Source organism: Paenibacillus glucanolyticus (assembly GCF_037333485.1).
In the GTDB taxonomy this organism is placed as follows: Bacteria; Bacillota; Bacilli; order Paenibacillales; family Paenibacillaceae; genus Paenibacillus_AQ; species Paenibacillus_AQ glucanolyticus.
Genome location: NZ_CP147845.1, coordinates 4894408 through 4918117, shown reverse-complemented (window position 1 = coordinate 4918117; position 23710 = coordinate 4894408). Strand labels below are relative to the sequence as shown.

Genomic DNA, 23710 nt, shown 5'->3' with positions numbered 1-23710 from the left:
GTCCTTCGAGGCCCATATCGTAAAGTTAGCATGTCCCAAAGGATGGTTCGTATATTCGTGCAATGTCAGGACTTTAGTGAGGATCAGGAGAGTTGAAACATTTAAAGAGAGGGGGGCAATTACAAAAAAGAGGTTACGCTATCTCTGCGCATAATAGCAGCAGAAGGCGTAACCTTATAAACGTCCGTACAGTAGGAGCTTTATGATAACGTCAGGTTCAGGTTGAACCGTGTATTGATGTTAGCGGGCCATCCATCCGCCGTCAACGCAAAGCACATGTCCATTCATGTAATCCGAAGCGGCGGAAGCGAGGAAGACAGCAGGTCCGCCGATATCCTCAGGTTTACCCCAGCGACCGGCTGGGATGCGATCCGTTATGGAAGCGCGGCGGTCCTCGTCTTGGCGGATAGCTGCCGTGTTATCGGTTTCAATGTATCCCGGGGCAATTCCGTTGATCTGGATGCCGCTGGCCGCCCATTCGTTAGCCAGCGCTTTGGTCAAACCGGCGACACCATGTTTGCTTGCGGTGTAGCCGGGTACGTTGATTCCGCCTTGATAGGAAAGCATGGAGCAAATATTGATGATTTTACCGCTGCCGCGCTCAATCATATGTCTGCCTGCCAGTTGGGACAGCATAAATACGGTGTTCAGATTCAGATCCATTACATCGAGCCAATCTTGGGCAGCATGATCCTTGGCCGGCGTCCGGCGGATAATGCCGGCGTTGTTCACCAGAATATCCACGTGTCCCGTCAGCTCCAGCGCTTGGTCGAAGGTATGCTGCAGTTGGCTCTGGTCACTTAAGTCCACCCTGATCTCAGAAGCCTTTCTGCCAAAAGATGTGATCGCCTCAATTGTTTCCGCGCTCGTATTCATGGACACGGCGACGATATCCGCACCGGCTTCGGCAAGGGCAATCGCGATTCCTTGCCCAAGACCGCGAGCAGATCCGGTTACGATTGCGGTTTTGCCAGATAAATCAAACCTGTTCATGCACAGCATCCCCTCTCATTTTGTTCATTTCATAAGGTTGAAATTAAGTGGCTTGCTCGAGTGTTTCCTTTCAAGCAAGCGAGTTACAGCATGGTGACACCCGCTGCATCATATTGTTTTATCGTATCGGAGGGCAGGCCTGTATCGGTAATGATGCCGCTTATCTCCTGAAGGGTGGAAAAAGTCCTCAGTGCGGTTTGACCGAATTTATGGTGGTCAACAACGGCATAAACCGAAAGCGCGGTTTCGATTAAAGCACGCTTGAAGGGGATCAGATCCCTGGTGTAAATGGACAATCCATGATCAAGATGAACGCCGGTGGCCGAGATAAAGGCTTTTTGAATGTTCAACTGCTTCACATACGATACGCCTTCAGGACCTGCAAGCATGTTCCTTACCCGGTAGCCGCCTGGAACCACAAGTCGGATGTTGTTCTTGGTGGCCAGCTCACTGATGATGTACACATCGTTCGTGATGACTGTTAAGGGCACATCATCCAGTCTGCGGGCAATCTCCAGTGTGGTGCTGCCTCCATCCAGCGCAATGATGTCGCCGGTGTTGATATGGGCCAGTGCTTTTAGCGCAATCTCGGTCTTTTCGTCCCGATTCTTTGCCAGCGGCTCTTTGGATGGCAGGATGCCAAACTGATCGCTGTGCGCGAGGACAGCTCCGCCGTGCACACGAACGATAAGGCCTTGTTCCTCCAGCTTGGTCAGATCCTCGCGAATTGTTTTTCCTGTCACTTGCAGCTGCTGGCTCAAATCCGCGACAGTCACTTCTTTGTGGGTGAGAAGGAATTCCATTATTTTTTCATAGCGTCGTAACGGGTTCATATGAATCTCAACTCTTCCGTAGCTTAATGATGAATCCCCTCTATTTTAAATCCTTCATGGACACGGGGTCCATATCATCATATCTTTTATTATCTCCGGCCATACCCCAGATAAAGGTGTAATTGCTTGTGCCTACTCCGCTGTGGATAGACCAGCTTGGCGAAATCACGGCTTGTTCATTGCGCATCACGATGTGCCGTGTCTCGTTTGGCTGACCCATGAGATGGATGACAACCGCATCTTCCGGCAAATCAAAATACAGATAGGCCTCCATGCGTCTTGGGTGGGTATGGGCAGGCATGGTGTTCCACATATTTCCTTCCTTCAGCAGGGTCATACCCATCACGAGCTGGGCGCTCTGAATGCCTTTTTGGTGAATAAACCGATAGATGACACGATCATTGGAGTTTTTGATATCGCCCAATGCGCTGGAATCGGCTTCTTCAAGGGTAGCTTTGGCAGTCGGGAAGGTTTGATGCGCCGGAGCCGAGTTCAAATAGAATTTGGCAGGATGTTCAGGATCCGAGCTTGTGAAAATGACTTCTTCCGCCCCCATGCCAACGTAGAGACATTCTTTGTTACTGAGTTCGTGCTCCGTGCCGTCCACCCGTACGGTTCCATGTTCGCCAATATTAATAATGCCAAGCTCACGACGCTCCAGGAAAGAGGAAACGCCCAGCTCTTTAAGGTCGGTTTCCAGTGTGATGGGTTCCCGAACCGGAGCAGCACCGCCAATAATCAAACGGTCTTCATGGGTAAGGACAAGTTCCAGCTTGTCAGGTGTGAACAGGGCGGGAATATGGAATTCCTTGCGGAGTCGGTCCGTGTCAAATTGTTTCACTTCATTAGGGTGTGAGGCATAACGTCTTTCCATTATCATTCATCTCCTCGTTATTCTATTGTAAATAAATCAAATAATGTTCATATAAGTACAAATTACTCCATTTACGTTCATATTACAATACCAAAAATATAAAATGCACAAAAATGATTCCCTCCAGGCTCTGCACGATCTATCTGTAAGGGGAAGTCGGGCTGACTGAAATTCGGCTGTATAGGGAAGAATTAGCATCAGAAGTGATAACGAAAGCTGGTTCAGCGTGAGTCTGAGTTAGGCATCTATTATGAATCAGCAGGGTTCGATCCAATAGGAGATTGATAGCATATGAAAAAAATGATCGTTATCATGACGGCCGCGCTCATGGTTGCCGGTTTCCGAATATCTGCCGATGTGCCGAATTATCCTTTGCATGACATAAGAGAACAGGCAGCCTGGATCGGGTCCGAGGGTGACGCCAATCAGTCCTGGATCAATATCGCTCATCGGGGGGCGTCGGGCGCCGCTCCTGAAAATACGATGGCCTCCTTTGCCAAAGCTTTTGATATGGGAGCAGACATGTTGGAGCTGGACGTCCAGATGAGCAAGGACGGAGAAATGGTGGTCATCCACGATACGACGGTTGATCGGACGACGAACGGTCAAGGAAATGTGGGGGATTTAACCTTTCAGGAGCTGCGGCAGCTGGATGCCGGCTCATGGTACGGATCGGAATACAAAGGAGAATTGATTCCGACACTGTCGGAGGTGCTTGAGCATTTCGGGGGACGAATCGGGCTGCTGATCGAATTGAAATCGCCTGATTTGTACCCAGGCATTGAGCAAGGGGTTGCAGATGGGCTGAAAAAGGTTATGAAGGGTGCCAACGGACCTCAGCGATATAAGGAAATGGTTGTTGTCCAGTCGGCAGACACGGATGCGCTGCTCCGGTTTCATAGACTGATGCCAGATATTCCGCTTGGCGTGGTCATCACCAGTTCAGGCGAGTTGTCCAGGGAGCGAATGCAAGATATGAAGGCTTACGCGGAATACGTGAATGTCTCAATGAGGCTTGTCACCAAGGGATTAGTTCAAAAGATCCATCAATCCGGGATGAAAACCTTTGTCTGGACCATTAGGGATATGCTGCAAATCCCGTATGTGCTTCAGATTAACGTAGACGGAATCATTACGGATTATCCGGATCGGGTACCTATCTCAATTACAAACAGGAAGACCATCCGATAGTCAAAAACATAAACAACCTTTATAGATAGTCTCTACACCACAGCCTTTTTAAGAAAAGGCTGTTTTATTTTTGTGTGATAATATATTACATAAATTAAAAATTGACGATTATTCGATTTGTAATTTCGATTTTATGTTATGTTAATTAACATTTAATATTGAAAAATTGCGACGATTTTACTAAAAATGAAAAAAAGAAATAAATTTATGTAAGTATTATTGACACAGGAAATATAAGGCAACTATAATGTGGATTAACGAACAGAGATAAGAAGATGCAGACAGAATGTTCGGAAACAGAAAAAGGGAGTTGGGAGCGTATGAAGAAACAGAGCGTAATTGTAAAGGGATGGGCCTCTTTTGTATTATGCGCCATTTTGATGTCAGGCTGTGTTACGGAAAAGGAAGCTGCTCCGAACGCCGGAGCGGATAACGGCAGCGCGCCAATCGAAGCCAAAGGTGATTCAATCAAGGTTGGCATTCTTCACTCCCTAAGCGGAACGATGGCGATCAGCGAGGTATCCGTCAAGGATGCCGAAATGCTTGCGATCGAAGAAATTAATGCGGCAGGCGGTGTGCTGGGCAAGCAGATCGAACCTGTGATCGAGGACGGTGCCTCGGATTGGCCGACCTTCGCCGAGAAGGCGGGCAAACTGCTGCAGCAGGATAAGGTTGCCGCCGTGTTCGGAGGGTGGACCTCCGCCAGCCGTAAAGCGATGCTCCCTGTTTTCGAACAAAACAACGGTCTTTTATTTTATCCGGTCCAATATGAAGGGTTAGAATCTTCCCCTAACATTTTCTATACAGGTGCAACAACCAATCAGCAAATCGTGCCTTCGGTATCCTGGCTGCTTGAGAATCGGGGCAGCAAAATGTTCCTGCTCGGATCGGATTATGTGTTCCCGAGGACGGCCAACAAAATTATCAAGGCACAGCTGACTGCAGAGGGAGGGGAGCTTGCGGGAGAGGAATATACACCGCTGGGTCATACCGATTTCAGTACGATTATTGCCAAGATCAAAGAGGCGAAACCCGATATCGTCTATAACACGCTGAATGGCGACAGTAACGTGGCATTCTTCAAGCAGCTGAAGGATGCGGGCATCACTTCCAAGGATATGACCACGTTGTCCGTAAGCGTGGCGGAGGAGGAAATTCGCGGAATCGGCGCTGACATTCTTGAGGGGCATCTGGCAGCTTGGAACTATTATCAGTCTACGGATACGCCGGAGAACAAAGCCTTTGTTGATAAATACAAAGCGAAGTATGGTTCCGACCGGGTTACAGCCGATCCGATCGAAGCGGGATATACCGCTGTGTACTTATGGAAGGCTGCGGTAGAGAAGGCCGGTTCAACAGAGGTAGCCAAGGTCAAGGAAGCGGCTAAAGGCATCGAGTTTGCTGCACCGGAAGGCAAAGTCACTATTGACGGCGACAATCAGCACATCTACAAAACGGTGCGCATTGGCGAAGTGCAGGCAGATGGTCAGTTTAAAGAGCTCTGGAACTCGGGAGAACCTGTTAAACCCGATCCGTATCTGAAAACGTACGATTGGGCGAAGGGGTTAAGCGGAGAATAAAGCAGTAGGCACGAAAAGGCTCCCGGGCCTTTTCGTGAAAGGAGGCTCCCGAAATGGAAATGACAATCCTGCAGGTGTTCAACGGATTGAGTGTCAGCTCGATTTTATTATTGATTGCACTTGGCTTGGCGGTGACGTTCGGATTGATGAATGTTATTAATATGGCCCATGGCGAGCTGATCATGATTGGCGCCTATTCCACGTATGTCACCCAGGGCTTGTTTACCGCGTATATGCCGAAATCCTGGTTTGATACTTATTTCATAGCGGCGCTGCTGGTTTCCTTTGTGGTTGCTGCCCTCATCGGTTGGCTGCTTGAAATGATTCTGATTCGGCACCTGTACGGAAGGCCGCTGGACAGTTTGCTGGCTACATGGGGTGTCGGGATGATGCTGCAGCAGATCGCAAGGTTCATCTTCGGCGCTCCGAACGTGGCCGTAATCAGCCCATCCTGGCTGAACGGAGGGCTTGCGATCACTTCAAACATCGTGCTTCCTTATAAACGGTTGTTCATTATTGTATTGGTGGCCTTGGTGCTGACGGCAATGTATCTCTATATTTATCGAACGGTTCAGGGCAGGCGGATGAGAGCGGTGATGCAGAACCGGAACATGGCGGGATGCCTTGGCATTTCAACCCGGCGTGTGGATGGTCTCACGTTCGCGATTGGCTCGGGTATCGCGGGTATTGCCGGCTGCGCATTGACGCTGCTCGGACCCATCGGTCCGTCTATTGGAACCTACTACATCGTGGATGCCTTTATGGTGGTCGTGCTTGGCGGTGTTGGAAAATTGATCGGAACGGTTGCCGGGGCGCTGGGAATCGGTATGTTTAATACGCTGTTTGAGACCTACACTTCGGCTTCCATCGGCAAAGTGCTGGTGTTCGCCTTAATCGTGGCTTTCCTGCAGTGGAAGCCTCGCGGGCTTGTTGCACTTCGAACGCGCAGTCTGGATTAGAGAGGAGGGGATGGTATGGTGCTGAAATGGTTGACAGGAAATCCCGGCAGCCGGACAAAACGGATTCTGTGGAGTGTTCTGCTGCTTCTCATGTGTATGGCTCCTTTGTTCATGACCCCTTTTCGCTTGGGGTTGTTGACAAAATTTCTGGCTTTGGCGATTCTGGCGGTCGGACTTGATCTGATCTGGGGATATGGCGGTATTCTAAGTCTTGGACACGGCGTGTTCTTCGGACTTGGCGCTTATGCTATGGCGATGTATCTTAAGCTCGAGGCCAGCGGGACGTCCCTGCCCGATTTTATGAGCTGGAGCGGTGTGGAGGGACTGCCCTGGTTCTGGGAACCCTTCCGGTCGTTTCCCGCTGCCCTGATACTCGGGATGCTGCTTCCGGCGCTGCTCGCTTTGATTCTCGGTTTCTTTACGTTCCGCAACCGGATCGTGGGCGTGTACTTTACGATTCTGACCCAGGCTCTGGTCATGATTGTAGTCACGCTGTTTGTAGGCAAGCAGGAGTGGACGGGGGGCACGAACGGACTGACGGGATACCCTTCGATTCTGGGCTTTAACCTGAACACGCCGTCAACCAAAATCGGATTGTATTTCATCACGCTGGCTGCTTTGGCAGGGGCATATGTGCTGTGCAGAAGGATTGTGAGCAGCCGCGTGGGTCAGGTGCTGGAAGCGTCAAGGGATGGAGAGAACCGGGTGCGGTTTCTCGGATTTGACCCTTCCCGTTACAAGACGTTTGCTTTTGCCGTCTCGGGCGGTCTGGCCGGGCTTGCCGGAATGCTGTTTGTACTTCAGGTAGGCATTATATCCCCTTCCATGATGGGGATTGTCCCGTCCATTGAAATGGTATTATGGGTGGCTCTGGGCGGGAGGGGGACCCTTATCGGCGCGATTATCGGTACAGTGCTGCTGAATTCGGCCAAAACCGGGATCAGCGAAGCCTACCCAGAAGGCTGGCTGCTCGTATTGGGCGCTTTGTTTGTCATTGTGGTTGTGTTGATGCCAAAAGGATTGGTAGGAGTATGGAGCAAGGTGGTTTCGTCATTATCCCGAAGAGGAGGTACTGTCCATGCAGCCGTACGCAAAGAAGGTTGATTTTTCCGTCCCAGTCCGTGGAGAAGTGAGAGAAATCGGCATTTCACCAATCGTGTTGTCCGCAGAGGATATCACGGTGACTTTTGGCGGGTTCGTGGCGGTAAACGGCATGAATCTGGCGCTTCGCAAGAATGAACTGCATTTTCTTATCGGCCCAAACGGTGCTGGAAAAACCACGATGCTGGATGTGATCTGCGGGAAGACAAGGCCTGCTGCCGGACGCGTGCTGCTGGGGGACGGCCTGGACATTACTAAAAAGCGGGATTATGAAATTGCAGGTCTCGGTGTCGGGCGGAAATTCCAGGCACCCTCGATTTTTGCAAACTTGAGTGTTAAAGAGAATCTGGAGCTGACACTCGATCCCGATCGAAGTGTGTTTCGGGCGCTTAAGGTAAGGAGAAATCGATGCACCACGTTCGAGATGAAGAAGGTGCTGGAGCAGATCGGGCTTCCTGATCGGCTCCATGTTCGGGCAGGTTCTCTGTCGCATGGGGAGAAGCAGTGGCTGGAAATCGGCATGCTGCTGCTTCAGAAGCCGCGATTGCTGCTGCTGGATGAGCCGGTAGCCGGAATGACGGATGAGGAGACGATGAAGACAGGAATGCTTCTTCAGGATATCGCCAAGGCATGTTCCGTTGTTGTGGTTGAGCATGATATGGATTTCGTTCGTTCTTTTGCCGCGAAGGTTACGGTGATGCATGAAGGGAAACTGCTGAAGGAAGGCTCCATGGCGGAAATTCAGCGCGATCCGATGGTTGCCGAGGTGTATCTGGGCAAAAGGAGGGAGACCAATGCTCAAGCTGCAGGGCATTGAATCGGGTTATGGAGAGAGCGCCGTCCTGCGCGGCGTATCCATGGTAGTCGACCCGGCGAAGGTTGTATGTCTGATCGGACGCAACGGCGTTGGAAAGACTACGCTTATGCGCACTTTAACCGGACAGCTGAAGATCCGTCAGGGGCGGATGAGTCTGGGAGAACAGGAGGTTACCGGCTGGGATTCTGTCAAAAGAGCGCGTGGAGGCATCGGGTATGTCCCGCAAGGGCGCGAGATATTCCCTCAGCTCACCGTGAAAGAGAATTTGCTGCTCGGGCTTGAGCCATGCGTGCCCAGGAGCAAGGTTTTTCCGGAGGATGTGTTAGCCTTGTTTCCCGTACTGCCGCAAATGTACCATCGTCAGGGCGGAGATTTGAGCGGCGGACAGCAGCAGCAGCTCGCCTTTGCAAGGGCGCTGGCCTCTCGGCCCAAGGTGCTGCTGCTTGACGAGCCGACGGAGGGCATTCAGCCGTCCATCGTGGAGGAAATTCAAGACGTGATCCGCGGGATCAAAGCCAAAGGAGAAACGTCGGTTATCCTGGTGGAGCAGAGCATCGAGTTTGTGCGGAGCGTAGCGGATTATATTTATGTCATGGATAAAGGCACGGTTGTAGCCGAAGGTGTTCAAGATGCCATTGACATGGAGCAGTTTGAGCATTATTTGACGGTATAGAGCTGCCTTGAATCTTGGATTATCGCGACCGGGAACATGCAGTTTGAGGGAGCAGGGGCTGTCATATAGGCCGGCATTTTCAGCCTATGGGACAGCTCTTTTTTTATTTTCGTCTTGCTATTTTTCAGGAGCGGGGGTAGAATGTGAGTGATTCTACTTGTACGTACAATTTATCATAAAACAAATAATTTAATAATAGGTATGTACAAGATAGTGACAAAGCATTCATTCAGGAGGCGTTCTAATCATGAAATTGAAACCGCATTCTTTTTGGTTTGTTACCGGAAGCCAGCACTTGTATGGTCCTGAAACGCTGGAGCAGGTAGCTGAGCATTCCCGCATTGTGGCAACGGAGATGGGGAAAGATCCTGTATTTTCGTACCCTATTCTGTTCAAACCGATCGTAACGACACCGGATGAAATATACAACCTGATTCTGGAGGCCAACAACGATGAGTCCTGTGCAGGCATAATGACCTGGATGCACACGTTCTCTCCGGCCAAGATGTGGATTGCAGGCCTATCCCAACTTCAAAAGCCGCTCCTTCATTTCCATACCCAATTCAACCGGGATATTCCTTGGGAATCGATTGACATGGACTTTATGAACTTGAACCAGTCCGCCCACGGTGATCGTGAATATGGTCATATCGGTGCCCGTCTCGGCATTGCCCGCAAGGTGGTTGTGGGTCATTGGGAAGATGGGGAAGTTCGTGACAGTATCGCCGGCTGGATGCGGACGGCCGCGGCTTATGCCGAAAGCCGCAGGCTGAAAGTGGCGCGTTTCGGTGACAATATGCGCCAGGTCGCGGTAACCGAAGGAGATAAGGTGGAGGCCCAAATTAAGCTTGGCTGGTCCGTCAACGGTTACGGCATTGGCGATCTTGTGCAATCGATGAATGAAGTGGGAGATGAGGATGTAAAGGCGCTCCTGAATGAATATGTAGAGCGGTATTCGATAGCAAAAGAAGGGCTTAGCGAGGGGCATGTGCGTGATTCCATTGCGTATCAAGCCCGGATCGAGATTGCACTGCGCCGTTTCCTGGAAGAGGGCGGGTTTGGCGCATTTACGACGACCTTTGAGGATCTGCACGGCATGAAGCAGCTTCCGGGACTGGCCGTTCAACGGCTGATGGAATCCGGCTACGGCTTCGGCGGCGAAGGGGACTGGAAGACAGCGGCTTTGACGCGCGTACTCAAGGTCCTTGCGGGCAATAAAAGCACTTCCTTCATGGAGGATTACACCTATCACTTCGAGCCGGGAAACCATATGATTCTTGGATCTCATATGCTGGAGGTATGCCCGACCATCGCCCTGGATCAGCCGACGCTGGAGGTTCATCCGCTCGGAATTGGAGGAAAGGGAGACCCGGCCCGTCTTGTGTTCAACGGCCAGGACGGTCCGGCAGTCAACGCTTCGCTGATTGATCTGGGACATCGCTTCAGACTTCTCGTGAACGTGGTCGATGGCGTCAAGGTAGAGCAGCCGATGCCGAAGCTGCCCGTGGCCCGCGTGTTATGGAAGCCGCAGCCATCCCTTCGCGAGTCTGCAGAAGCATGGATATTGGCTGGCGGGGCGCATCACACCGTCCTCTCTTATGCAATGACGTCTGAGCATCTGAGCGATTGGGCCGATATGGCGGGTATTGAAGCGGTTATTATTGACAAGGATACCACCTTGCAGCGGTTTAAGAATGAGCTCCGCTGGAGCGAAGCGGCCTATCGCCTGCGGTAACTGGTTCTGTCGGCATTCGCCTGGCCTGTGTTACAATAGCGAGATAACTTGGGATTACTCCAAATCCTAACATAATGAGTGCGTGAGGCTAGAGGTGAATGATGAATAATAGACGGATACCCAAATATATTGTATTAAAAAACGAACTGCTCTCCTGGTTTGAATCGGGCCGGCTTCAGGCGGGTAAACAGGTCCCTTCGGAGCATGAAATTGCGGATCAGTTCGGCGTAAGCCGGCAGACGGTACGCCAGACCTTCGGCGAGCTTGAGAAGGAAGGTTGGCTGGAACGGATACAGGGCAAAGGAACGTTTGCAAGAAATCCGGAGCGCCGGGAGAGCGAGCAGGTCAAGACGATCGGGATCATTACGACGTACATCTCGGATTACATCTTTCCGCATATTGTCAGGGGAGCCGAAGCCGAGCTGCGAAGCAAGGGATATCGCCTGCTGCTCTCCAGCACGGATAATAACAAGGATAAGGAGATGGACAGCCTTCAGCTTATGACCAGCCAGCCGCTTAGCGGGCTGATTATTGAACCGACTAAGAGTGCGGAAGGCAATCCAAACCTGTCGTATTTCTTATCCTTGCAGGAGAAGGGAATTCCTTTTCTGATGATTAACGAGAAGTATCGGGAGCTGGATTGTCCTTGCCTCAAGCTTGATGATGAGTTAGGCGGTTACAAGGCAGCGTGCCATTTGATCGAGAACGGACACACGGCGATTGCCGGGTTTTTCAAGCGGGACGATCTTCAGGGCGTGAATCGGCTAAAAGGCTTCTTGCGGGCACATCGAGAGGCGGGCATTCCCGTATCGCCGGAGCGGGTGGTTACCTACACAACCGAGCAGAAGGGGAGCTTCCCTTACGATCAGGCCGTACAACTGCTGAAGCAGCCGGATGAGCAGCGCCCGACAGGGCTCGTATGTTACAACGATGAGCTGGCCGTGTCTCTGGTGGAGGCCGCGGGGCAATGCGGACTACAGGTTCCACAGGATGTATCCATGGTCGGCTTCGATGATTCGACACTTGCGATTGCTTCCGGTGTGAAGCTGACAACGATGACTCATCCAAAGACGGAGATGGGGATCACTGCCGCGAGACAATTGATCAGTATGATCGAGAATCAAACGGAAATTTCCGATACGATTTATGAGCCTGAGCTGGTGGAGAGAGAATCAGTGAAAAAACAGTAGGTCATTATAGAAGATTTGAGGTCCGGAAAGACGGACCCCTGCATGCCAACTTGTACGTACAACTATATTTTTCAAATATAGAGAGGAGAGATTGTTCATGTTGGAGAATTTAAAGCAGCAGGTGCTGGAGGCAAATCTGGAGCTTCCGAAGTACGGACTTGTCACATTTACATGGGGGAATGTAAGCGGCATTGATCGGGAACGCGGGATGTTTGTTATTAAACCCAGCGGCGTGCCTTATGAAGAGCTGACAATCGATGACATGGTCGTGCTCGATCTGAAGGGAAATGTAGTTGAAGGCGATTTACGGCCTTCCTCCGATACCCCGACTCATCTGGTGCTCTATCAGAATTTTAAAGAGATTGGCGGGATTGTGCACACCCACTCGCCATGGGGAACGAGCTGGGCCCAAGCCGGACGCGCGCTTCCTGCCTATGGAACAACGCACGCCGACTATTTTTACGGGGAGATTCCGGTTACGCGTCCCATGACCCGTGAAGAGATCGAAGGCGCTTACGAGCGGGAGACGGGCAACGTCATCGTGGAGCGTTTCGCGGATCTGGATCCGAATCGGGTGCCCGGCGTGCTTGTCCATTCTCATGCGCCGTTTGTATGGGGCAAGGATGCCCATAATGCGGTGCATAATGCAGTGGTTCTGGAAGAGTGCGCGAAGATTGCGGCTCGCATGCAGCAAATCAACCCTGCTATTGAACCGATGGATCAGAATTTGCTGGATCGTCACTTTTTGCGGAAGCATGGGATTAATGCCTATTACGGTCAAAAGTAAAATTTGTCATGGTCATCATCATTCATGATTTCATCTGTGGGGGGAAATGAGATGGGGAAAAAGTATACCATTGGCGTCGATTACGGGACGCAGTCCGGACGTGCGGTATTGGTTAATCTGGCAGACGGGCAGGAAGTCGCGGATCATGTTACGCCATATCGGCATCATGTCATCGATGAGTTTTTGCCGGGTTCCGGACAGAAGCTTGAGTATGACTGGGCGCTTCAGCATCCGGGGGATTATCTGGAGGTTCTGAAGGTCTCCGTGCCTGCTGTCATTGAACAATCCGGTATTGATCCGGCGGATGTGATTGGCATCGGCATTGATTTTACGGCATGCACGATGCTGCCGGTTGACGAGCTTGGCGAGCCGCTCTGCTTCCACCCGGAGCTGGCGGATCAGCCGCACAGCTGGGTGAAGCTGTGGAAGCATCATGCCGCGCAGCCCGAAGCTGACAAGATCAACGCCATTGCCGCTGAGCGCGGAGAATCCTTTTTGCCGCGTTACGGCGGGAAGATCTCCTCCGAGTGGATGATGGCTAAGGTATGGCAAATTCTCGATGAAGCGCCGGCTATATATGAACGTGCGGATATGTTTCTGGAAGCGACGGATTGGGTCATTTTCCAAATGACTGGCAATATGGTCCGCAACAGCTGTACGGCTGGTTACAAGGCGATATGGCATAAGCAGGATGGATACCCAAGCAAGGCCTACTTTAAAGCATTGGATCCGAGATTGGAGAATCTGGCGGAAACCAAGCTCCGGGGCGAGGTCAGACCCCTCGGGAGCCGAGCGGGCGGACTTACAGAAACCATGGCCGAGGTGATGGGTTTAACCCCCGGTATCGCTGTTGCAGTGGGCAACGTTGACGCTCATGCGGCGGTTCCGGCTGTCGGTGTGGTTACTCCAGGCAAGCTGGTCATGGCGATGGGAACGTCGATCTGTCATATCATCCTCGGTACCGAAGAGAAGCGGGTTGAGGGGATGTGCGGGGTCGTGGAAGACGGCATTATCCCGGGATTGTACGGTTATGAAGCGGGACAATCGGCCGTCGGCGATATTTTTGAATGGTACGTTGAGGAAGCGCTTCCCGCGTATGTAACAGAAGCTGCGGCTGCAGACGGAATCGGCATTCACCAGTGGCTGGAGCGGGAAGCGGCTGCCTACAAGCCGGGCCAAACCGGTCTGCTCGCGCTGGACTGGTGGAATGGCAACCGTTCGGTGCTGGTGGATACAGACCTGACCGGGCTGATATTAGGGATGACTCTGCTGACGAAGCCGCAGGAAATCTACCGTGCCTTGCTGGAAGCAACGGCGTTTGGTACACGCAAAATCGTGGACGCCTTTCACGAGAATGGCGTGCCGGTGGACGTCCTCTATGCCTGCGGCGGACTGCCGCAGAAGAACCACCTTTTAATGCAAATCTATGCCGATGTCACCAATCGTGAAATTGTGGTGGCCGACTCCAAGCAGACACCGGCGCTCGGGGCTGCCATGTTTGCCGCTGTCGCTGCGGGTCAGGCGCAGGGCGGATATGATTCGATTATCGATGCTGCCGCGAAGATGGCACGGGTGAAGGAAGAAACCTTTAAACCGATTCCGGAGCATGTGGAAGTGTACGAGCAGCTGTATCGGGAGTACAGCAAGCTGCATGATTATTTTGGACGGGGCGAAAATGACGTGATGAAACGGCTGAAGCGGATTAAGCAGTCGGCTGAATAAACCATAGGTAGGTAGAAACAGCTGGAAGGGTTGAGCGTGGGATACCGGGGATGGCTATCGCGTTATAGCTTCGCAAGGTCAGCTCTGCTGTCAGGATGGGAATAGATCGAGAGAAATTGGCAAGGATCATACATGGATAGAATGAAGGGGAGGAACTGCATGACGGAATCTCTGAACTACGCAAAACGTTTGATGAGTCAGATGAAGGAAGTCCAGCCAACGTTCCGTGGTCTTGATGATATGGCGCTTGAGCGGGGAGTTATTCTTGATGTGCCTCTGTATCTGATTCGGCAGGGTCTTCAGTCACCGGTCTTGGTAGCGGATACGAACACATATGAAGCTGCCGGACAAACGTTGATGAACTGCCTGGAAGCAGCAGGTGTGAATTCCCGGCTTTGTCTGATCAAGCCCGATGAGCAAGGAGACGTTGTGGCGGATGAGCGCTCGCTGATGCAGCTGCTTATTGAAGTGGAGCCGGAGCGGACAGGATGCCTGATCGCTGTGGGATCTGGCACGATTCATGATATTACCCGCTTTGTAGCTCACCGGACCGGCAAGCCGTTCATTTCGGTACCTACGGCTCCTTCTGTGGATGGTTTTACTTCAGCAGGCGCGCCGATTGTAGTCCGGGGAATCAAGCAGACCTTTGCGGCTACAGCTCCCCTCGCCATATTCGCTGACCTGGATATACTTGTTAAGGCACCCCAGCCGCTGGTTGCCGCCGGTTTTGGCGATATGCTTGGCAAATATACATCGCTGCTGGATTGGAAATTCTCTTCTACCACGGCAGGCGAGCCCTATGATGAAGGAGTGGCCGCCATTACAGAACAGGCGCTGGAGGTTTGCGTCAAGCATGTGCAGGCCATCGGCGATCGCACGGAGGAAGGCATCCGCATTCTGATGACGGCCTTGATTGAATCCGGCATCGCGATGCTGCTGTTCGGACAGTCCCATCCCGCCTCAGGGGCGGAGCATCATCTGTCCCATTATTGGGAGATGGCGTATTTGCGCCTGGGCAAGCGCGCGCTCCTTCATGGTGCCAAGGTGGGGGTGGCTTGCAGCGAGATTTCAAGCCTTTATCATGATGCGGCAGATCACGGAGTTTATCCGTATGCCGAGCCTACAGATTGGGAGCAGTACCGAACGTCAGTTCAGGAATGGCTGCGAAAGGTTCCTGCGAAGGAAGAGCTTGCTATCTTACTGCAGCAGGCTGGAGGACCTTCAAGCCTCCAGAAGCTTGGAATCGATGAGGAGCTGTTTCATCAGAGCTTGAAGGAGGCGCACGCGCTCCGTGACCGCCATACTATTTTAAGGGCTTTAAATGAGGCAAAAGTTGGGGCAAGTCGATAGGGAGATAACATGATAGTGGATGATTAACTGGTGACTACAGGTACTGAAATTAACTGGACTGAATATAACTTGCGAATGGGATTGGCTGTTCGTTTGCATTTTGTGCGAGGTGCGTAGTTCCCTGTGCGTGTGTGTTCATGGTGCACACGGCTTCCTGCATGCACGGCTTCCTGTATGCACGGCTCTCTGTATGCACGGTTCCCTGTATGCACGGTTCCCTGTACGTACGGTGTGAATTGGTGCAGACGGGGCTCCCTGTACGCACATTGCGCGTGGTGATGCAACTTCCCACTGCGCACAGTGCGTGGTCAAGGGCAGGCTCGATGCTGGCGACCATATATGAGAGATCGTTTGTTTCATTAATGAGGTGGGGCGTCCAAAAGATCTGAATTCTAGTGGATGCCCCTTTTTGTTCTGTTTAGACGCTCTTTATCACACAGTTCCTCTCGTAGTTGTTCGACTTGAGTTTTGTATGACTCGAGGCAGTTTGACATGTGGTTGTTCGAATTGAGGCAGTTCGACTTGTGGTTGATGACTTGTGGTTGCTCCTCCTATAGGTGTTCTATCCCTCCCGTGTTCCTCAACTGTTCCTTCAGTAACTATTCCTTATGCCACTTTTCCTTCAGTTATGTTCTCTCCAGTGTTGTTCATCCTGTGGCTGTCTTTCTGTGACTGTTCCTCTAGTCATACTCCTTATTTTACTGTTCTACCTATCACTGTTTGCACCATATTATCCTCCTCCAGAAAGTCATAGACCGATGAAGGAGGCTCGACCGCTCGCGTGCTGTTCAAGGATCCTTGTTAGCTCTGCTCTTTGCGTTCTTTTTGCATCCCCCGGCGCGTTAACGGACTCCATTGCTCTTATTCTCCGTAATCGACTCCGATTTCGAGTTTAACGGACTCAGGAGTCCTTATTATCACAAAATCAGTTTGATTTCCGGCAATTTCTACAGAATAACGTCTTTCGTGTCCGTTAGTTTTTTAAATAACGCCATTTGGCGTGAATAACGGATTCTCAGTCCGTTAGCCCTGAGAAATCCACGAGTTGCAGCAGAGTTAGCAGCCCTCGCCAGAGGTCAGCCACCTACAGCAGATGCCACCGCCCTCGTCAGAGGTCGGCAATCTGCAGTAGTGGTAATCTCCCTCGCCAGAGGTCAGAGCCACCTACAGCAGATGCCAGCCGCCCTCGCCAGAGGTCAGCCACCAGCAGCAGTAGCAATCGCCCTCGCCAGAGGTCAGCCACCTACAGCAGAGTCCACCGCTCTCGTCAGAGGCCGGCCACCCTCGGCAGAAAAACAGCTGGAGCAGGGTTTCCCTGCATCCAGCTGTTTTGTTCATATGTCCGATGTTGAGTAGAAGCTGCCTACGCAGAACTTCCCCATCATGTACCCTTACTCTTCCTTCACATCATACAGCACACGCGCCAGCAGGTCCTGGCTGTAGTTGCCGAAATGTTTGCCGTAAATGGTTAAGCCGCGCTTGTTGACCGATCGTTCGTTGACAGCAACCCGGAAGGTGAGCTCGCTCTTGTAATCCAGTTGAATCTGGTCCAGGCCTACGCCCGAAATGCGGCATCCATCGATGAAGCTGCCTTCCTTGTTGATCCGGATCAGCTTCAGCATGCCGTACTGGTTCAAATGGGGCGGCCACCATTCGGGATTGAAGGTGCCGCGTTTGTCGCCGAAATCACCGGGACTTGTCCAGCTGCCAATCTCGATGCCGTTGACATAAAAGAAAATATCCGATGGATAGTTATCGCAATATCCCGGAGCCTCAGAACCGAGCTCCAACGAGAATTGGATCTCGCGGAATGACTGGTTCGACTTCAAATAATTCGGAATCCGGTATTCCAGGAAACCTTCGGTAAGCCAGATGATTTCCGAATGAATCCGCTCTGGATCTGCGAAATAGCGTGGATCGTCAAAATCCCCGATGATACTGTCCTTGGTGGCTAATCCACAGGTCGGAATGACTTGGTAGTCGCTGTAATGCCCAACCTGAATCTCCACCTCGTACAAATTATCAATGTCCTTGCTGCGAAGATCAACCATCAGTGTGTCTTTATTCAAGTAACAAATCTTCTGTATGCCGTGCTTCCCGCCTGTGGTGTTGATCTCGATCAGACCGCTCTCCTCCAATTTCTTGATATGCATGGTGATGGCACCGTTGCTGAGGTTCAGCCTATTTGCCAGATCGTTCAGGTTCAAGCTTTGGTTCTTGGCCAGCAGCTCCAGAATTTGAATGCGAATTTCGGAGCTAAGGGCTTTAAAGATATCAAGCCCGCTCATTAAATCTTTAATGTAGATCATTTTATCTCGAACCTTCTTCCGATTAAGGGATTAAATAACGATGTGTACAGGGAATGATGTTTATTTCAAATAATTATAAATCAACATCAGCGCGAAATAAAGATGTGTTCCAAATCTTCGAGAATCTTGTGAAGAAAAAGATCATTTTGATAGCAGACACTTCTTTTATTTGAGGTTTATATCAAAATAAAAAGCATGGATATCAACAAAATAAGCGAATTTCGACAAAAATAAACTAAATTCTCTACTGAAAATTCATTTATTATTTATTTATATAAATCATTTTATATTTGTATATTTACATAGCACTCCTCATATGATATTTTATATCTGAAAACGAATTCATTCAGGTTTATTTAAAATGCTTCATAATTATTTTAACGGAAGGTGAAGGACTTGGCAGCTGAGAAAATGAAGGCACGGATGATCGTGGATAAGTCGTTTCGAATCGCGCAAGTTGATAAACGCATTTATGGTTCATTCATTGAGCACCTTGGTCGTGCTGTGTATGGAGGGATTTACGAGCCCGGTCATGAGACGGCGGATGCAGGGGGCTTTCGAAGTGACGTGAAGGAATTGATTAAGGAACTGAATGTCCCCATTATCAGGTACCCCGGCGGGAACTTTGTCTCCGGTTACAACTGGGAGGATGGAGTAGGACCCGTGACCGAGCGGCCGAAACGGCTGGAGCTTGCCTGGCGGACGCTGGAACCGAACGAGGTAGGCACGAACGAGTTTATTTCCTGGGCCAAGGAGGTTGGCTCGGAGGTCATGATGGCTGTGAATTTGGGCACCCGGGGCATTGATGCTGCCAGAAATTTGCTGGAGTACACGAACCATCCTGGAGGTACATATTGGAGCGATCTGCGACGCAGTCACGGCTATGAACAGCCGCACAAGATCAAAACGTGGTGCCTTGGCAACGAGATGGACGGACCATGGCAGATTGGACACAAAACCTCTGCGGAATATGGCAGGCTTGCACTGGAGACGGCAAAAGCGATGCGGCTGGTTGATCCCGCGATTGAACTGGTTTCGTGCGGCAGCTCAAGCACCGGCATGCCAACATTCCCTGAATGGGAAGCCGCAACGCTGGATCATACGTATGAGGCGGTGGACTATATATCCCTGCATCAGTATTACGGTAACCGCGACAACGATACGGCCAATTACCTGGCGCTCACGCTGGATATGGATCACTTTATCCATACGGTCAAGTCCACTTGCGACTATATCAAGGCCAAGAAACGCAGCAAAAAGACGATGTACCTCAGCTTCGATGAATGGAATGTTTGGTATCATTCCAACGATGCAGACAGGCAGATCGATCCTTGGAGCGTGGCTCCGCCTCAGCTGGAGGATGTGTACAATTTCGAGGACGCCATTCTGGTGGGCAGCATGCTCATTACGTTCCTGCGTCATGCAGACCGGGTGAAGATGGCTTGTCTGGCGCAGCTCGTGAACGTGATTGCCCCGATCATGACAGAGAATGGGGGACGCGCCTGGAAGCAGACGATATTTTATCCATATCTTCACGTTTCGAAGTATGGCCGGGGTGTATCGCTGCTGCCGATCGTCGACTCGCCGAAGTATGATTCCAAGGACTTTACCGATGTTCCGTACCTGGATAGTGCGGTTGTTCATAACGAAGCCGACGAAGAGATTACGATCTTTGCCGTGAACCGTCATCTGGAGGAAGCATTGGACCTCGAATGCGATGTGCGCAGCTTTGAAGGATACCGGCTTATCGAGCATATCGTAATGGAGCATGACGACCTCAAGGCCGTGAATACCGCGTCGGAGGAGACGGTAAAACCCCACAACCGGGGAGAAGCCAAACTTGACAGCGGACATGTGACGGCACGACTTGCCAAGGCATCCTGGAATGTTATTCGTTTGAAAAAGGCCTGAGTTAACTTATGGAGCGGTCCCAAGGGCTGCTCCATCTCTCAAAATCATATCAAATTACACACAATATGAAAGCGCTTTCTATTCAGCAGGATACAGAAGTACTGAAGAGCTGAAGTATTGAAGAACTAAAGTATTGAAGATCTGAAGACTGAAGAACTAAAGGCTGAAGTACTGTTTTCGAGTGTAGAGGATATAGGAATGAAAATTGAGGGAGGTCCCGTATGATGAGGAAAAAATGGATAATGGTGCTTATGGTGTTAGGCATGACGCTGTTCCTGTGGGGATGCGGTAAAGCGAACAATGCAGGGGGAGAAACCTCGGTTCTGGACGGAGGGGCGGGAGAAAGCGCCACGGAGCTTTCCTATTGGACATTCGTTGAGCTGCACGGACAGCATTTTGAGAAGATGCTGGGCAAATGGAACGCCGAGAATCCGGATCGCCAGATTAAGCTGAACGTGACGGTCATGCCATATGACGACATGCACAATAAACTATCCATCGCGGTTCAGTCCGGCACGGGTGCCCCTGATATTGCCGATATCGAGTTAGGCAAATTCCCGGATTTTCTAGCTGGAACTCCGCAGCTGGAAGCGCTCAATGACGTTATTGATCCATACCGAGATACCATCGTCAAATCCCGGATTGATCTTTACAGCAAGGATGGCGTGAATTACGGCGTCCCAACTCATGTTGGAGCCTCCGTGGCCTTCTATAATACCGAAATCCTGGAGGAGGCTGGTGTTAACTATCAGGATATCGTGACCTGGGAGGACTTCAAGCAGGCCGGCATCCAGGTCTATGAAAAAACCGGCAAATATATGGGAACGGCGGATACAAGTGCAGCCTGGCAGGCATCCATGCTGTTGGCGCAGCAAGGGGTCGACCTCACCGACGATTCCGGCAATCCGGTCGTGAATTCGGAGCCCATGATCAAGGCTATGACACTGCTCAAGGATCTGCAGGACAGCAATGCCATTGCGACTATCGCCGGTGGTCAGCCTGATACGGAAGAGGCTTATGGCGAGTTTAATGCAGGGAATTATGCTACCGCCTTCATGCCGCTGTGGCAAATGTCCAGATACACCAACTACATGTCCGATTTATCAGGAAAAATAGCGATCGCACCGATCCCGGTAATTGAAGAAGGCATGCCAAGATCCGTTGGCGGCGGCGGAACCGGTACCGTTGTTACCAAGACCGCAAAGGATGTTCAACTGGCGAAAGACTTCCTGGCGTTTGCCAAATTGTCGCTGGATGCCAACAAAGAGATATGGAACACGCTTGGGTTTGATCCGGTCAATATGGATGTCTGGGATATGAAGGATGTCACGCACAACCCTGAGAATCAGTTTGTCCAATATTTTGTGAACAACCCGTTTGATGTTCTGAATGAGATCCGGGATGAAATCCGGTTAATCAAATCGACCTCCGCTTCGCCCACCATCAACAACGTCCTGTGCACAACGACATTTAATGAGATTTTTGAGGATGGCAAGGACATTACAGAAGCTTTGAACGATGCCCAGAAGCAAATCGAACAGGAATTAAAATGATTCCGGCTCATCGGTAACCATAACGAAGGGCTGCTCATACGATGGGCGGCTCTTATCAAAGGAGTAAAGTGATGATTAAAAAATTTCTGTACTCTCAAAAGGTTGCTCCTTATGTTTTTGTGCTGCCGTTTATTCTGGTTTTCCTTGTGTTCTGGGTACTTCCGTTAGGCAGCTCATTTGGCATGAGCTTTCAGAAGATCCAGCTGGGTCAGGAAGCTGATTGGATCGGCTTGGCTAATTACGAGAAGCTGATGGGGGACGGCATTTTTCTGAAGGCGGTCATGAACAGTGCGATTTATATGCTGCTGACACTCCTTATTCTGATTCCGTTTCCGATGCTGTTTGCCGTGCTGATCAACAACAAGTTTATGTGGGGAAGAGAGTTTTTCAAATCGTCTTTTTTCTTTCCGGCACTGACGTCGGTTGTTGTGGCGGGTACCATCTTCCGGCTGATGTTTGGAGAGATGGAAGGGTCGCTCATCAACAGCATATTGGGCTGGTTCGGGGTGGAACCGGTGAAGTTTCTGAAGGGACAGGTTACCGGCTTCATTGCTTTGGTGGCTCTGGCCACATGGCGGTGGACGGGGGTTAATATGCTGTATTTTTTATCCGGACTCAAGAACATCCCGGATGACTATTATGAGGCGGCATCCATCGACGGGGCTTCGGCCTTTCAGAAGTTTACCAAAATCACGATGCCATTATTGAAACCGACCACGATTTATGTAATAACGATCAGCATTTATGCAGGGCTGGCTATGTTTATTGAGAGTATGATGCTGTGGAACGGCAACAATTCTCCCAAAAATATCGGCCTTACGATTGTCGGTTACCTATACCGTCAAGGCATCGAGAAGAACAATCTGGGGTATGCGGCCGCTGTGGGGATTGTGCTTTTGGCCATTACCATGATCATTAATCTGACGCAGCTGAAACTCTCAGGAATGTTCAAGAAGGAGGATTGAGGATGAGAAGAGAAACACTGATCAAAGTGATCCTCTTGATTTTGTTCTCCGCACTGTGTTTTCTGATCCTGGTACCCTTTTACGCCGTTACCATCGCGTCCTTTAAGCCCGGTGAGGACTTGATTCGTTATGGCCTGAATTTAAAATTCGATCTGTCGGTAATGAACCTGGACAATTTCACGTATCTGTTTACAGGGAATCATTCTTATTTTATGTGGTTTTTCAACTCCTTGCTGCTTACGGTGGTACAGGTTACATTAACTTTGCTGGTGAGCGCAACCGTTGCGTATGGTTTTGCAGCTTATGATTTCATCGGCAAGAATTTCCTGTTTATATGCGTGCTGCTCATCATGATGGTTCCTTTTGAAATTCTTCTTCTTCCACTGTATTCGCTGACTTACAATCTCGGCCTTATGAACTCATACTCGGCCATTGTGCTGCCGGGGATTGCAAGCGCGGCTACGATCTTCTTCTTCAGGCAGTATTTAAGAGGGATTCCAAAAGAAATGATTGCGGCAGGGCGGGTGGACGGTGCTACGGAATACGGGATCTATGTGCGGTTGATCCTGCCGGTGATGAAGCCATCCTTCGCAGCCATGGCGATCCTGAACGGGATGAACAGCTGGAACAACTTCCTGTGGCCGTTCATGGTACTCAGCGATGACAGCAAATATACCCTTCCGATTGGCTTGAAGACACTGCTGACCCCTTACGGGAACAACTATGATTTGTTGATTGTGGGCTCCTTTTTCTCGATTATTCCGATCTTCATCTTGTTTATGGGCTTCCAGAAGTATTTTATCGACGGGATGACGGCCGGAGCAGTGAAAGGCTAGAACACAGTCGAAGTCGAGGCGCGTACCTTGCGGCGAGTCCATCAAATCCATTATGATACAAGGAAACCTTTCGTATGATGAATTGATTTGATGAATGAGGTGAAATAGTTTGCATCCTGTAACAAGGGCACTGTTATGGATAGGGGGCGCCCTGATCGTGATTGGGCTGCTATGGCCTGTCATTGGCCGATTTGTCGGCAGGCTGCCAGGCGACATCGTTGTGGATAAGCCCAATGTCAAAATCTATTTTCCGATTGTAACCTGCTTAGTCATCAGCGTGGTGGGCTCCTTGATTTTGTTTCTGATCCAGCAGTTTCGCAAATAACGAAAT

20 protein-coding genes are annotated in these 23710 nt (G+C 50.7%); 16 read left to right on the top strand and 4 right to left on the bottom strand.

The features are described from left to right. Positions 1-240: 240 nt before the first annotated feature. The 3 genes from kduD to kduI all read right to left on the bottom strand — a co-directional run bounded on the left by kduD (position 241) and on the right by kduI (position 2700). Complete coding sequence (kduD, locus tag WDY75_RS23125; protein ID WP_006208900.1) at positions 241-993, bottom strand: 2-dehydro-3-deoxy-D-gluconate 5-dehydrogenase KduD; 753 nt, start codon at positions 991-993, stop codon at positions 241-243. 83 nt (positions 994-1076) lie between these two features. Next, complete coding sequence (locus tag WDY75_RS23120; protein ID WP_063478895.1) at positions 1077-1826, bottom strand: DeoR/GlpR family DNA-binding transcription regulator; 750 nt, start codon at positions 1824-1826, stop codon at positions 1077-1079. 40 nt (positions 1827-1866) lie between these two features. Beyond that, complete coding sequence (gene kduI, locus WDY75_RS23115; protein ID WP_006208902.1) at positions 1867-2700, bottom strand: 5-dehydro-4-deoxy-D-glucuronate isomerase; 834 nt, start codon at positions 2698-2700, stop codon at positions 1867-1869. Positions 2701-2991: 291 nt separating this feature from the next. Here kduI and WDY75_RS23110 point away from each other — a divergent pair, with 291 nt between their 5' ends. The 11 genes from WDY75_RS23110 to WDY75_RS23060 all read left to right on the top strand — a co-directional run bounded on the left by WDY75_RS23110 (position 2992) and on the right by WDY75_RS23060 (position 15805). After that, positions 2992-3891 carry a glycerophosphodiester phosphodiesterase gene (locus WDY75_RS23110; protein ID WP_006208903.1) on the top strand — a complete coding sequence of 300 codons (900 nt, stop codon included), beginning with the start codon at positions 2992-2994 and terminating at the stop codon, positions 3889-3891. Between the two features lie 320 nt (positions 3892-4211). Continuing rightward, entirely contained in the window at positions 4212-5471 is a 1260-nt protein-coding gene (urtA, locus tag WDY75_RS23105) for an urea ABC transporter substrate-binding protein (protein WP_063478896.1), read from the top strand. A 53-nt stretch (positions 5472-5524) separates the two neighbouring features. Then, a complete protein-coding gene (gene urtB, locus WDY75_RS23100) occupies positions 5525-6430 on the top strand; it encodes an urea ABC transporter permease subunit UrtB (protein ID WP_063478897.1) in 906 nt (301 codons plus the stop codon). A gap of 15 nt (positions 6431-6445) precedes the next feature. Beyond that, positions 6446-7534, top strand: coding sequence for an urea ABC transporter permease subunit UrtC (urtC, locus tag WDY75_RS23095; RefSeq protein WP_036643021.1), 1089 nt, complete (start codon positions 6446-6448; stop codon positions 7532-7534). After that, positions 7509-8348, top strand: a complete 840-nt coding sequence (gene urtD / locus WDY75_RS23090; protein ID WP_006208906.1) for an urea ABC transporter ATP-binding protein UrtD — start codon at positions 7509-7511, stop codon at positions 8346-8348. Before urtC ends, urtD begins: the two co-directional genes overlap by 26 nt. After that, positions 8326-9021 (top strand): urea ABC transporter ATP-binding subunit UrtE, encoded by a 696-nt coding sequence (urtE, locus tag WDY75_RS23085; protein ID WP_006208907.1) that lies wholly within the window; start codon positions 8326-8328, stop codon positions 9019-9021. Before urtD ends, urtE begins: the two co-directional genes overlap by 23 nt. 247 nt (positions 9022-9268) lie before the next feature. Continuing rightward, a complete protein-coding gene (gene araA, locus WDY75_RS23080) occupies positions 9269-10756 on the top strand; it encodes an L-arabinose isomerase (RefSeq protein ID WP_063478898.1) in 1488 nt (495 codons plus the stop codon). A gap of 101 nt (positions 10757-10857) precedes the next feature. After that, positions 10858-11946, top strand: coding sequence for a GntR family transcriptional regulator (locus tag WDY75_RS23075; protein ID WP_036643023.1), 1089 nt, complete (start codon positions 10858-10860; stop codon positions 11944-11946). 97 nt (positions 11947-12043) lie between these two features. Next, positions 12044-12733, top strand: a complete 690-nt coding sequence (gene araD / locus WDY75_RS23070; protein ID WP_006208910.1) for an L-ribulose-5-phosphate 4-epimerase — start codon at positions 12044-12046, stop codon at positions 12731-12733. A gap of 51 nt (positions 12734-12784) precedes the next feature. Next, positions 12785-14455, top strand: coding sequence for a ribulokinase (locus WDY75_RS23065; RefSeq protein ID WP_063478899.1), 1671 nt, complete (start codon positions 12785-12787; stop codon positions 14453-14455). Between the two features lie 159 nt (positions 14456-14614). Beyond that, positions 14615-15805 carry a sn-glycerol-1-phosphate dehydrogenase gene (locus WDY75_RS23060; protein WP_063478900.1) on the top strand — a complete coding sequence of 397 codons (1191 nt, stop codon included), beginning with the start codon at positions 14615-14617 and terminating at the stop codon, positions 15803-15805. 1391 nt (positions 15806-17196) lie between these two features. On the opposite strand, the gene WDY75_RS23055 is transcribed toward WDY75_RS23060, so the two are convergent. Beyond that, positions 17197-18114, bottom strand: coding sequence for a winged helix-turn-helix transcriptional regulator (locus tag WDY75_RS23055; protein ID WP_338840899.1), 918 nt, complete (start codon positions 18112-18114; stop codon positions 17197-17199). Between the two features lie 423 nt (positions 18115-18537). Between WDY75_RS23055 and WDY75_RS23050 the strand changes: the two genes are divergently transcribed. The 5 genes from WDY75_RS23050 (at position 18538) to WDY75_RS23030 (ending at position 23704) form a co-directional block, all read left to right on the top strand. After that, positions 18538-20025, top strand: a complete 1488-nt coding sequence (locus WDY75_RS23050) for an alpha-N-arabinofuranosidase (protein WP_409348336.1) — start codon at positions 18538-18540, stop codon at positions 20023-20025. 224 nt (positions 20026-20249) lie between these two features. Beyond that, positions 20250-21578 (top strand): ABC transporter substrate-binding protein, encoded by a 1329-nt coding sequence (locus WDY75_RS23045; protein ID WP_006208917.1) that lies wholly within the window; start codon positions 20250-20252, stop codon positions 21576-21578. A 71-nt stretch (positions 21579-21649) separates the two neighbouring features. Continuing rightward, positions 21650-22543 carry a carbohydrate ABC transporter permease gene (locus tag WDY75_RS23040; RefSeq protein WP_063478901.1) on the top strand — a complete coding sequence of 298 codons (894 nt, stop codon included), beginning with the start codon at positions 21650-21652 and terminating at the stop codon, positions 22541-22543. Between the two features lie 2 nt (positions 22544-22545). Beyond that, complete coding sequence (locus WDY75_RS23035) at positions 22546-23379, top strand: carbohydrate ABC transporter permease (protein ID WP_036643029.1); 834 nt, start codon at positions 22546-22548, stop codon at positions 23377-23379. Positions 23380-23488: 109 nt separating this feature from the next. Next, entirely contained in the window at positions 23489-23704 is a 216-nt protein-coding gene (locus WDY75_RS23030) for a DUF2905 domain-containing protein (protein ID WP_006208920.1), read from the top strand. The last annotated feature ends 6 nt before the right edge of the window (positions 23705-23710 follow it).